Source organism: Xanthomonas sp. WHRI 8932A (assembly GCF_035012785.1).
Lineage (GTDB): Bacteria > Pseudomonadota > Gammaproteobacteria > Xanthomonadales > Xanthomonadaceae > Xanthomonas.
Genome location: NZ_JAYGQQ010000010.1, coordinates 153,054 through 166,473, shown reverse-complemented (window position 1 = coordinate 166,473; position 13,420 = coordinate 153,054). Strand labels below are relative to the sequence as shown.

Here is a 13,420-nt window from a genome sequence, read left to right as displayed (position 1 = left end):
GTATGCGCGCATGGCTGCTTCTGCTGGTTGGTACGGTGCTGTGGGTTGGAGCGCTGCCTGCGTGGGCGCAGGCACAGACCGAAACGCGTCTGCGCGATGCCTTGCGTCAAACCAGCGCCAGGCTGCGCCAGGTGGAAGCCGATCTGGCGCAGCAGCAATTGGCCACCGCCGCTGCACAGCGTGAGCGCGACGCCGCGCAGCGGCCTACCCCTGCGGCGGCAGCGCCGGCGGAAAACGGCGTGCGCCTGGCGGCGCTGCAACGTGAGCTGGAACAGCAACGGCAGGCGCTGGCCGCCGAACGCGCGCAGCGTGCACAGACCAGTGCCGCACAGCAGCAGGCGCTGGCGCAACAGCAACACCAGCAGCAACAAGCATTGCTGGCCGAACGCACGCAGACGCGCGAGCGGCTAAGCCGCTGCAACGCAGAGGGCGATGCGTTCTACGCCAGTGCGCAGGAACTGGCGGTGCTGTATCGCGACCCGGCGTTCGTGCGGTTTGTGCGGGGACGCGGGCGCGAGCTGTTTGGTATGTCGCGGGTGGCGCGTGAAAACCGGGTGCATGCCCTGCAATCCACGATCGATGCGCGCCACGCGCAGCTGCGCACCTGCCTGGATGGTGGTGCCCTGCCAACGGCGCCAACGACCGCTGCGCCATGACGCCTTCCTTGTGGATCAGCGTTGTGTTGATGACGGTGATCGCAGCCGCTCCGGCTGCCGCTGCATCGCAGGCAGCCGTCACGCCAGACCCCGATTCGCAGGCAGCGCCTTGTGTGGAAGTGCAGATCGGGCAGACCAGCACCGGCCGTCTGTCGTGCCTGAATCAGCTGCTGCGTGAGACGACGGCGCGTGCGACCGGTGCGCCCCAGGCAGCGGTCACCCCGGCGACAGGGTCGCCGATTCACCTCGGCCAGCCCACTCCGGCTGCACTGCGTCAGCGGCTCGGGCAGGCCTACGGCAGGTCCGCGCAGCCGCAGCGCCCTGCACCACCACGCTATCCCACTCTCTTCGCGCCAGTGCGCTGACACGCGCGCTTTCAAGGATTCGTCATGACCCGCAAACGTCGCTCCCGTCCCCTGCGCGTGTTCCTGTTGAGCGCGGCGATCTCGACGGCGCTGTTCGATCAGGCGCATGCGCAATCCAGCCCGTTCGTGCGACGTGGCGCCGACCCGTCCGTGCAGGCCGCGCAGGCGGCGCAACAGCAGGGCGTACAGGCCGCCGCAGCGGGGACGCTGGCACAGAAATCGTTGCAGGCGTTTCAACGCGCCGCGCAAGCGCGCCAGGCGCTGGACGCCACGCAGACCGCGGCGCGTACTGCGGCAGCTGCAGCGCAGGCAGCGGTTCCCGACGGTCTGGTACGCGGTGGCTTGCAGGTGCCGGACAACGTGCAGATCGATCCCGGCACGGTGCTGGCGAGCGACCCACGGCTGGGCCAGCGCAACGTTTGGCTGGGCGCCAGGGCACCGACGCAACAGGTCAGCGATGGCACTACCCAGGTGACCGTGACCCAAACCCAGAAGAAGGCCATCCTCAATTGGGAAACCTTCAATGTCGGCAGCCGCACGCAGTTGCGCTTCGACCAGTCGGCCGGTGGCAGCGAAGCCGCGCAATGGATCGCTCTGAATCGAGTCAACGATCCGGGCACAGCGCCGAGCAACATCCTTGGCAGCATCCAGGCGCAGGGTCAGGTGTATCTGCTCAACCGCAACGGCGTGTTGTTCGGTGCCGGCAGCCAGGTCAATGCGCATTCGTTGCTGGTGTCGTCGCTGGATCTGTTCGACCCCAACCGTGCCCTCAGCGACCAGACGTTCATTAATCGCGGCCTGTTTGGTCCCACCGGCCAGACCGGAGTCGTGTTGACCGGCAGCGAGGCCGCCGCCGACCGCATGCCGGGCGATATCCGCATCGAAGCCGGTGCCCGTCTGGCCACTGGCAGCCAGGGCTACACCGTGATCGCCGCGCCCAATGTCAGCAATGCCGGTAGCGTCACCGTGCAGGACGGCCAGGCGCTGCTGGCTGCGGTGCTGGGCCTGCGGCAATCGCAGGAGTTGCAACAACTGCTCGGCAGCAGCGGGACGAGCGCGCCGCTGGGCTTTGGCAATTTTCTGTCGCCGATCGGCAACGACCTTTCGGGCATTGGCCAGTTGGACAACAGCGGCATCGTGTCGGCGACGCGCGGGAATGCCACTCTGGTCGGTTACTCGTTGCAGCAACGCGGCCTGGTGCAGGCCACCACCAGCATCAGCCGCCCCGGCAGCGTGATGCTGCTGGCGCTCAGTCAGGACAATCAACTCGGCGACAGCCTGGCCGGTTACAAGGGCGGCTCGCTGGTGCTGGCGCCCGGTTCGGTCACCGCGACACTGCCCGAACACGATGGCGAAACCACCACCTCCAGCGCTGCTTCGGACCTGGCGTTTGTCGGCCCGCGCATGGTGCTGGCCGGCGCGCAGATGCATCTGCAGCCGCAATCGCTGACGTTCGCGCCCGGTGGCACCGTGGACATGGTCAGCCTGGCCGCCGAGAGCAGCGATGCGCAACTGCGTGGCCGCACTGCCCTCACCAACCGCCTGCTGATCGACAGCGGTGCGCGGGTCGATGTCTCCGGTATCGCCAACGTGCAGCAGGCCATGCAGGACAATCTGGTGCGCATCCCGCGCGTGGGCTTGAACGAATTGGCCGATGCGCCGCTGCAACGCGACGGCGTGCTGTTCCGCCAGTCGCTGCAGTTCGATCGGCGTGCAACCGGTGTTCGCAGCGACGGCCAGGCGTGGGTCGGTAGCCCGCTGCTCAATGCACAAGGGTATGTGGACCAGGTGCCGCGCAGCATCGATGAACTCCTGCTCGATGGCGGCACCGTCAACATCGTGGCACGCGATCTGGTGATCGCCCCGCGTGCGCAGATGCAGCTGGATGGCGGTTATCTGCGTACCGAAGGCGGCATGGTGGAAACAGCGCGCCTGCTCGGTGCCGATGGACGCCTATACGATCTGGCCAGCGCCGATCCCACACGGCAGTATCTGGGCATCGCCGGATCGCAAACGGTCGAACACACCCGCTGGGGCGTGAGCGAACAGTTCGGCAATCCGCTGCTGGGGACGCGCCGTTTTTACGAAAGCGAGTATCTGCAGGGCGGCAATGGCGGTGCGTTGAATATCGCGCTCGGGCGGCCACTGGGCACCTCTGGCGTGGCGGTGCTGGCCGGCGAGATCTCGGCGCATGCGGTGTCTGGGCGGTATCAACGCGCCAGCGGTGCAATGCCGCAGGGCGGCACGCTCGGTATCAACAGCGACGCGGCCTTGTACAACACCACGCTGGGGCAGTCTGGCGATGCGCCGCGCGACCCACGCAGCTGGCAGATCGTCGACGCCGCCGTGCAGATGCCGCAGGGTCTGCAGATCGGCACGCAAACCTCGACGTTGCCCGGCAGCCAGGGCAATGCCCAGCAACGCGACAACCCGCTGTTCTGGTCGCAGCTGTCCAGCAGCATGCTCAAGGACAGCGGCCTGCACGGCGTGGCGATCGGCAATGCGCCGGTGATTGCAGTGGATGCGGATGCGCAGTTGCAGGTAAGCGATGGCGGACGCATTGCATTGCAGGCGCAGCGCGTCGAAGTGGATGGTGCGCTGATTGCGCGAGCCGGCACCATTGCGCTGCAAAGCAGTGGCGGGCTGGTCAAGCCGCAGGACTGGCGGCCGGATGCAGTGGACGCGCAGGAGCGCGGCGACCTGCTGCTGGGCGCTGGCGCGCGCCTGGACGTGAGCGGACGTTGGGTCAACGACGATCGCCGGCTCACGCTGGAACCGCAGGGCCGCGCATTTATCGATGCCGGCAGCATCACGCTAGACGCGCTGCAGCAGGCCATCGGCGATGCGGGTTCGGCGACCGGACGCGACGTCAGTGCCTCGCTGCTGATCGCACCCGGCGCGGTGGTGGATGCATCCGGCGGCGGCTATGTCGCACCGGATGGCAGCCTGCCGCTCAGCGATGGCCGCCCGCTTGGACACGGCGGCGACATCGCGTTGCGAACCTATCAACGCCCGGCCGGCGAGAACGCAGGTTCGCCCACCTACACCGCCGACCTGCAGCGCGCCGACAATGCCGGCCGGCTGCAGTTCGATCCGGCCAGCCTCCGCGCAGACAGTTTTGCCGGTGGCGGCACCCTGAGCCTGCGTGCGTTCGGTGTGCAGATCGGTGGCCAGGCGCCGTCCGATCCGCGAGTGCTGCACCTGGATGCGGGATTCTTCGAGCAGGGCAGCTTTGGTCGCTACGATCTGGCCGCCGAGCACGATGCCAGCATCGCCGCCGGCAGCCAGGTGCGGGTGAGCCAGCGCAGCCTGCTGGCGAACCTGCAGACACTGCCCACGGCGCCCAGCGATAGCGCGGTGTTCGCCGGTGCCGCGCAGGCCGGCGGCAATGGCTACGTCTCGCTGGGCCAGCTGGATCCGTTCTATCGTCCCGGCACCGATTTCGCGTTGCGTGGTGGCGATTATCTGGGCCGGGTGGCTGGCAATCCGACGCTGGACAACGGCACCGGGCAGGTGCGGATGGAGCGCGACGCACAGCTACTGCTGGACCCGGGCGCGACGGTTCGGCTGGGTGGGCGCGGCCAGGTCACGGTGCTCGGCGGCATCCAGACCCAGGGCGGCAACATCCTGCTCTCCGGCGACACCTCGGCCAGTTCGGGCCTGTCCGCTCCGCCGGATATCGACGAAGGCCAGGCCTACGCACTGCCGGGCAAATCGGTCTGGCTTGGCGAAAGCAGCCGTCTGGATGTGTCCGGCGTCGCGGTGCTCGACCCGCAGGCGGCATGGCGGCCTGGCGCACGCGGGCTGGTGCAGCCACGCAGCGGCCGCGTGCTCGATGGTGGCAGCATCACGCTCAGCAACGACAGCGGCGCGGTTGTCGTCGCTGCGGGCGCCCAACTGGATCTGCGCGGCGCCGCCGCCACGCTGGACCTACCCAGCGGCAGCCCGCTGATTGGCGCAGGCGACCCGCTGCAGGCGCAGACGGTGGGCAGTGCGGGCGGCCAGTTGGCATTGGCCGCCGCCACCGGCCTGTTCTTCGACGGACGCATCCAGGCTGCCGGCGGCACGCCGCAACAGCGCGACGGCAGCTTGTCGCTGCTGCCGCTGCAGCTGCAATCCGGTAACGGGCTGCTGCTGCCCGGACCCAGCGGGGTGATCTTCACCCAGCACGACAGCCGCCTGCCGCAAGGCGCACAACCCGGTGCGCCGCTGCCATTGGCAACCGCCACGCCGGGCCCGCTGTACTTCGCCGCCGACCGTCTTACCGGCGCCGGCATCGATACCTTGCAGGTTGGCGACCTGGCGCCTACCGAAGCGCGGCCGCTGGTGCCGGTCGGGTTTGCCGGCGATGTGTCGTTGCAGCTGTCGCGGGCGCTGCTTTTCAACGCGCCGTCCTATGCGCTGTTGCGCAGCGATGCAACCGACTTCTCGTCACTGGCCGACAGCAGCCGGGTCGATCTTGGCGCTGCCTACGTGGGCCTGTCTGGCTACCGCCTGCAGCGCGCCGGCGAAATCACGCTGGCGCAGCCGCGAGCCGGCAGCGATACCACCCTGGCGGTGCAGGCGCAGCAGATCGATGTGGGCGGCCAGTTCACGCTCGACGGAATTGGCAATACGCTGCTGTCCAGCAGCGGCGCACTACGCTTCCATACCCCGGTGGCCTACGCCTATGCGCAGAACGCCACCGGCGGTGCCACCCCGCGTGCCGGCGACCTGCTGACCTCCGGCAATCTGACCTTGCGCGCCGCGCAGGTGTATCCGGGTAGCGGCGAAACCTTCCTGGTGCGTGCCCTGGGCGCGACGGATGCCAGCGGCACCCGCGCCGACACCCAGATCCATCTGCAAGCGGTCGGCGATGTGCCGGCGCTGCCGTTGTCGGCCGGCGGTACGCTGGCCATGGACGCCACCACCATCGTGCAGGAGGGCCGCCTGCGCGCACCCAACGGCCGGCTGATACTCGGCGTCCAGGCCGCCGAAGACGGCGCGGCCGATGCCGTCTTCGGCAACCGCGCCACCACGCCCACGCGCGAGGTTCGCCTGGAGCCCGGCAGCCTGACCTCGGTGTCGTTGGAAGGCGCGGTGTTGCCGTATGGCACCACCGTGGATGGCAGCCAGTGGCGCTACGACGGCACCGTGCAAGGCACCTCGGCTGCTCTGACCGCCCCGCCACAGAAACAGATCCGTCTTGCGGGCGACTCGGTGGCCTTGGCCCCCGGCGCGCGCGTGGACCTGTCTGGCGGCGGCGATCTGCTGGCCAGCGAGTGGGTGCCGGGTACCGGCGGCAGTCGCGATCTGCTGGCCTCCAGCAACACCAGCTATGCCAGCGGCGCGGCCACGCAGGTGCCGCTGTACCCCGATGGACGCCGCGTGTATGCCATCGTGCCCGGCCCGCAATCGCTGCTGGCCGCCAGCGATGCGCCGTTCGAACGCCTGGAGGGCGCGCCCGCACCCGGCAGTGCGGTGTACCTGGACGGTGTGCCTGGCCTGGCCAGCGGCACCTATACCCTGCTGCCGGCCCGGTACGCCACCCTGCCCGGCGCCTTCCGGGTAGTGATGCGGCCCGACAGCAGCGATGCCACGGCGGCGCAGAACCTGCTGGCACCCGATGGCACCGCCGTGGTGGCCGGTCATTTGGTCGACACCTTGAGCGGCACGCGCAATGCGCGCGCGCACTTGTTCGAGGTGCAGTCGGCAGCGACCTGGGGCCAGTATTCGGAATACACCAGCACCCGTGCCAGCGCCTTCTTCGATGCGCAGGCCAGCCTCAGCCAGCAAGCGGCAGCTCAATTGCCACGCGATGGTGGGCAGCTGATCCTGGCAGCCACGCAGCGGCTCGGCCTGGGCGCCACGCTCTCCACCGCAGCCGCCAGCGGCGGCAGCGCCGCGCAGGTGGACATTGCCGCACGTGCGCTGCAGGTGCTTGGTAGCGGGCAGGTTGCCAGCGATGGCTACGTCGGGATCGACGCCGGCGCGCTCAATGCGCTGAACGCCGGCAGCCTGTTGCTGGGCGGCGTGCGCGAGCAGACCACGGCGGGCACGCGCGTGCATGTGACATCGCAACGCGTGCGGGTCAGCAACACTGCCGATACCGCGCTGCGCGCACCGGAGCTGTTGCTGGCCGCTGGCGGCGACAGCAGCGGCAGCGGCGGCAGCGGCGTCTATATCGATGCCGGTAGCGTGCTGCAGGCGCAGGCCGGCAGTGACGCGCGCGTCGCCACACCGCTGTTGCTGGGCGAGGCGTCTGGAGAGAGCGGGGACGGTGCGCTGCTGCGCCTGTCCGGCGTGGGTCCCGTTGCGCTGCAGCGCGCCAATGTGCCCGATGCCGCGCAGTCGAAGGCGCTGCTGCAGATCGGCGATGGAGCGCGCCTGGAGGGTGGTGCGGCGCTCACGCTGGATTCCACCGGCGCCAGCGCCATTGCCGCGGGCGCCGTGCTGCGCGGCGAGCAGATCGATGCCAGCGCCGGCCGGGTGCGCCTGGATACGCAAGCGGTCAGCAGCGATGCCGATGGGCTGGTGTTCGGTCTGGCCAGCCTGGCCCAGTTCGGGCAGGCCAGGCAGATCAGCCTGCACAGCTATGGCGACATGACGTTTGCCGGTGGCCTGGACCTGCGCGTGGACAACGCCCTCACCCTCAGCGCCGGTCGCTTCATCGGCGATGGTCGCTCGGTCAGCCTGCAGGCCGATCGGCTGACCCTGTCCAACCTGGGCGCTGCAGCCGATCCTGCCGGCGTGGTCGCAGGCAGCGGTCTGCTGCGACTGCAAGGGCGCGAGGTGGCGTTTGCAGGCGGCGACAAGCAACTGGCCGGTTTTGCGGCGGTCGCGGTCGAGGCTACCCAGCAGGTGGTGGTGCGCGACCGTGGCGAATTCGATTTCGGCGCCGTGGATGTCGACCTGCGCGCATCGTTGCTGCTGGCCGACGCCGGTGCCGACCATGCCTTGATCACCACAGGCGCACTACGGCTCGCGCGCAGTGAAGGCGGCAGCGACACCGCCCGCCCGTTGGGCGGCCGGATCACCTTGCAAGGCGGCAGTGTCGACAGCACCGCGCTGATCCGCGCCAACTCCGGGGCGATCCAGCTGCGCAGCAGCCAGGGCGCAGTGCGCCTGCACGATGGCGCATCCCTGGACGCGGCCGGCGTTGTGGACACGTTCTTCGACCTCGTACACGCCACGCCCGGCGGCAGCATCACGCTCGCTGCCACGCATGGCGATGTGTCTGCCGATGCTTCCACCCGGCTCGACGTGAGCGCCCCAGCACAGGCCGACGCCGGCACGCTGACGCTGATAGCGGCGCAAGGCAGCGTCACCCTGCCCGGCCGCATCGACGGCACCGCCGCACAGGGGCGCGGCGGGCGTTTCGTGCTGGATTCGGGCAGCCCGGTCGCGCTGGATCCGTTGGCAGCGCAACTGGCCGCAGGCGGGTTCGATGGCGCCATCGACGTACATGCGCGCAGCGGCAACCTGTGGCTGTCGGCCGGTCGCAGCCTGCGTGCGGACAGCGTCAGCCTCACCGCCGACGGCGGCGCGTCCGTCGCCGGCCGCGATGCGGACAATGGCAATGTGCGCATCGACGGCCGCATCGATGCCTCCGGGACGCAAGGCGGCAGCATCGCTTTGTGGGGACGCCACGGCATTGCCATCGACGGCCAGCTGTTGGCGCGTGGCAGCGCCGCCGACAAACGCGGCGGCAGCATCCAGCTCGGCAGCAGCGGCGTGGCCGATGGCTCGTTGAATCCAGAGTTCGGCTACCAGAACGTGCAGGCCGCAGCGGCGGGCACCATCGCCATCGGTGCCGCTGCCGTGCTGGATGTCTCCGGCGGCAGTGCCGGTGGCCTGTCCGGTGGCGATGTGCAGATCCGCACGCCGCTGTTGAACGATGGCGAGGTCAACGTCACCGTCGCCGATGGCGCCAGCATCCGCGGCGCGCGTAGCGTGGATCTTGAAGCGTATGCGGTGTGGAGCACCACCGACGCCAGCACCGATGCAGCCAAGCATTTCGATGGCATCGTCGACCCGGCCGGCTGGTACGACGCACAAGGCAGCTTGGTGGCAGGCAGTTGGTCGGACATGACCGGCACGCCGATCGCGGTGGCGCCGAGCAAGCCGGAACAGATCGCCGATTACCTGAGCCGTTATCTTTTTACCCCCGACAACGCCAATCTCGCGCATCGGCAGTTCTATGGCTATGCCGACGATGCGGCGCGCACACCCGGCACCTTGATGGGATTTGTGCAGCGCCCCGGCTTTACGTTCGAGCAGCGTCTGGCGAATGTGCCGAATCTGCACGCCCGCCCGGGCATCGAACTGCGTAACCCCGACCCTACCCTCAACGGCGGCGAAATCCGCGTGCTGAGCAACTGGAACCTGGGCGCCGGCGCCAACCGCAATCAACTGGATTTCCGCTACAACGGCAACGCACCCACGGTCAGCCTGCGCGCCGAATCGGCCGTGATCGTCAAGGCCAGCCTCACCGACGGGTTCTATCAACTCAGCAACCCCTTTGGCGGTGGCGGGCCGCAGGCCAGCTATCCCACGGCGAACTCCGGCTATCAGGCGGTGCTCGCGTTCGGGCAGGACCAGCTGTTCGCCACCCTGGACGGCCTGGTTCCCGCGCCGCCGTCCAGCCTGGGTGGCGACCAGGAACAGGCCCTGCAGTACTACGGCCAGTACATGCAGTTACTTGCCATGCTGCAGAAATCGCAGCCGGAATGGGCAGGCACCTTCCCGCCCTACGACACGTTGCTGGGCGGTTTCATCGCCAACTACGCGCCCGAACTGGGCTACCCGGTGCAGGACTATCCCGGTCAGCCGGTGGCGCCACCGGCGCCGAGCTCGCCCGCCGATTACCCGCAATACCTCAGCAATTACGAGCGCTACGTGCTGGATCTGGCTGCGTTCTACAACGCGCTAGGTGAGTTCGCATTGCCCACTTTCACCGCACCAGCGCTGCCAGTGCTGGGAGCGCTGCTTCCGGCGGCCACCCAGAACACGCCGTCCCTGCAGGCCAACGCCAACAATCCGCTGCCGATGGCGACTACCAGCCTGATCGGTGGCGACAGCAGCAGTTACCGCCTCATCGCCGGCGCAGATTTTTCCGGCATTCGTCCCGATGCGCTGCGTGCCGACAGCACTGCGGACGTGGTGCTGGATGGTCACCAGCGCTACCAGGAAGACGGCCTGAAAGATCTGCTGCTTCCCACCGTAGTGCGTACCGGAACCGGCAGCATCCAGATCGCCGCCGCACGCGATCTGCGTTTTGCCGATGCCGATGCACCGGCCAGCATCTACACCGCCGGCCGGCCCGCTGGCGATGGCGAGATCGGCACCGATGTCCGGGTTGTGCGCAATGACGGCAGCGCGGCCGATCAGATCGTCAGCGCGCAGGCCAACGCCGACGCTGCTGGCAACATCCAGCTGCAGGCCGGGCGCGACATTCTGGGCAACCGCCAAATCTACGATCGCGACGGCAGCAGAACCGGAGTGACCGGCAATTATGTCGGTCAGTATTGGTGGCCCTGGTTGCAAGTGGGTAATCCGTTGGACACCGATGGCACCACCCCACGCGCCGGACTCATCAACTATGGCGGCTTCGCTCAGGGGGTGCTGGCCAGCGGTGGCGACGTGGCGGTGCAGGCCGGTCGCGATATCCGCGAACTGTCGGTCTCCCTGCCGACCAGTTACCAGCTGGTGGCCGATGGCCGGCAGACGTACGGCGGCGGTGATCTCGATGTCCAAGCCGGGCGCGATGTGCTGGGCGGCGATTATTTCGTCGCGCGTGGACAAGGCAACCTGAGCGCCGGCGGCAGTCTGGGCAGCGCATTTGCTCTGAGCGCGCAAGGCTTCGATATCAATGGCACGTCACGTACCGTGAGCAGCGCGGTCGACCCGGTGCTGGCGGTGCAGGACGGCCAATGGGCCGTGCACGCCGGTGGCGATGTCGCGCTTGGCGCCATCGTCAATCCCGCCTATCTCACTGCCACCGGCAGCATCGGTCCGCTGTTGGGCGCTAGCGCGCGTGCGACCACCGACTACGGCCAGACCTCCTCGGTCGGGATCGATGCACTCAATGGCGATGTGCGATTGGGAACGCTCAAATTGCCAGGCGTGCTGTTCTTCAACGGGCAACGCGACCCGAGTCGCGGCACCGACAGCGCCATCCTCACCGACAGCGTATTCGACAGCGTTCTGCCCGCACAGCTGTATGCAAGCGCGCATGGTGGCGCCATCCAGATCGAAACCAGCGGCCGGCTGTATCCGTCCGCGCAGGGGCAACTGGAGATCCTGGCCCAGGACGATATCCGCTTGTTCGACGACACCTTGAGCGGCGGCAGACGCAAATTCGAACTGGCGATACTGGATGAAACCGGCGCCTATGCCGGCGACGACAGCGCTGCAGCGGCAACCGACAAACTCAACCTGCATCGCCAAGACACCCAGCCGGTGCGCCTGTACAGCCGCGATGGCGATCTGGTCGGCGGCTACGCGGTGGATGGCTTCATGGTCAATCCGCTGACCATCAAGCTGCCCAAACCCGCCGATCTGCGTGCCGGCGGCGATATCGTCAATCTGGATCTGCGTGCGCAAAATTACCGGCTGAGCGATATAACCCGCGTGCAAGCGGGCCGCGATATTTACTACACCCCGGTGCAGGGCGGTGCCAATCAAAGCACCAGTACCGAGGCGGTGCGCTGGGGCTGGATGGAATTGGCAGGCCCGGGCACCTTCGAGGTCCAGGCCGGGCGCAATCTTGGTCCGCTCACCTCGGCCAACGAGGCGCTGAGCGCGGCATTGCTCAACGACCGCAATGCCGGCGGCATCCGTACCACCGGCAACCGCAGCAACACCGGATTGCCCAGCGAAGGCGCGGACCTGGTGGTGCGCTACGGCATTGCCAATGGCGAACAAGCCGATGCCTTCGCCGCGCAATACCTGGACCCGTCCAGCGCACACAGCAACGCCACGTATCAGCAATGGTTACTCGCGTTCAGTCGCCTGCATTCGGCCGAAAGTGTCGGAACCGAGCCATCCCCCGCGTTGCAGGCCAACACCGACACGGCCGCGACCGCAACAGATGCCTGGCAGACCTTCAACCGGTTGCCGGCCAGCACCCGCAGGCTGCTGACCGAGCGCGTTTTTCTGGACGTGCTTAAACAGGTGGGCGAAGGCTACGCCAATCCCGCCAGTGCCGATTTCCAGAAGTACGCACGCGGCTATGCCGCGATCGATCTGCTGTTCCCGGCCAGCCTGGGCTACACGCGCAACAACCTGGAAGGCGGCGCCAACGGTGCCAGTGAGCGCGTGCGCACCGGCGCGTTGGACATGCGTGGTTCGACCTTGCAGACCGAACGTGGCGGCGACATCCGTGTGCTCGGCCCCGGCGGCGATCTGCAGATCGGTAGCGTGCTGGCCCCGCCGAGCGTGGTCGATGGACAGGGCAACGTGCTGATCGGCCCGGCGCAACAAGGCATTCTGGCCGTCGGCCAGGGGGAGATCGGCCTGTTTACCGATGCCAACGTGCTGCTCGCGCAGAGCCGAATCTTCACCCAGCGCGGCGGCAACCTGACCGTGTGGAGCTCCAACGGCGACATCAACGCCGGCAAGGGAAGCAAGACCAGTGCCGAGCGCGCTCGCGCCCGCTATCTGTGCGACCAGGACCAGTTCTGCATGCTGGACGCCAGTGGACAGGTGAGCGGTGCCGGCATCGCCACGCTGCAACTCAATCCCGGCGATCCGCGTGGAAACGCCGTGCTGGTTGCGCCGCGCGGCACCGTCGATGCGGGTGATGCAGGTATTCGCGCCGCCGGCAATCTGGTGGTGGCCTCGCAGTTCGTTGCCAATGCCGACAATATCCAGGTCCAGGGCGATGCGGTCGGGGTTGGTAGTACGCGCAGCGTCAATACCAGTGCGCTCAGCAGTGCATCCAATGCAGCCTCTGCAGTGGCTGACGCCGCCAGCGAGGTCGCCAAGCGTCCGGCAACTGTCACCGACACGCCATCGATCATCACCGTCCAGGTGGTGGGATTCGGTGACTGCCCCGAAAACGATGCGAATTGCCGGAAAACCCCGTGATGCTGTCAGCGCTTGCGCTCGTCATCGAATGGAGATATTGCCCCGTGCGAATGCAGTAAATCTGACATTCCCGCATAAATCCGTAGGCGGTCGAAACATGAATGTTGCAACGTGTCGCAATTAACCGAAGTCACAAAAGAAATTTAATTTTGTCGCGCAACCATAATGCAAGAAGCGCAGCCTGGGTTTGCGATAGTTAATCGCATTCAATTCGCACGGATAAACCCATCCGATCCGCTGTTTTCCAATGAAGGAGAAAAGCAGTGCGCACTTCCATTATGTCCCCCGTCTCGCTCGCCACCGCCGTCGCGGCCGCTCTTGTTGTCCTGG

General features: G+C 67.5%; 3 protein-coding genes. All 3 read left to right on the top strand.

The window, feature by feature from the left end; translation table 11 throughout:
• The first annotated feature begins 2 nt into the window (after positions 1-2).
• From VC212_RS17220 to VC212_RS17210, 3 genes are read left to right on the top strand one after another with little or no spacing between them, the layout of a single operon-like run.
• Positions 3-656, top strand: a complete 654-nt coding sequence (locus tag VC212_RS17220) for a hypothetical protein (RefSeq protein ID WP_323526463.1) — start codon at positions 3-5, stop codon at positions 654-656.
• Entirely contained in the window at positions 653-1,021 is a 369-nt protein-coding gene (locus VC212_RS17215; protein WP_323526462.1) for a hypothetical protein, read from the top strand. Before VC212_RS17220 ends, VC212_RS17215 begins: the two co-directional genes overlap by 4 nt.
• A 24-nt stretch (positions 1,022-1,045) precedes the next feature.
• Positions 1,046-13,090, top strand: coding sequence for a filamentous haemagglutinin family protein (locus tag VC212_RS17210; protein ID WP_323526461.1), 12,045 nt, complete (start codon positions 1,046-1,048; stop codon positions 13,088-13,090).
• Positions 13,091-13,420: the final 330 nt, after the last annotated feature.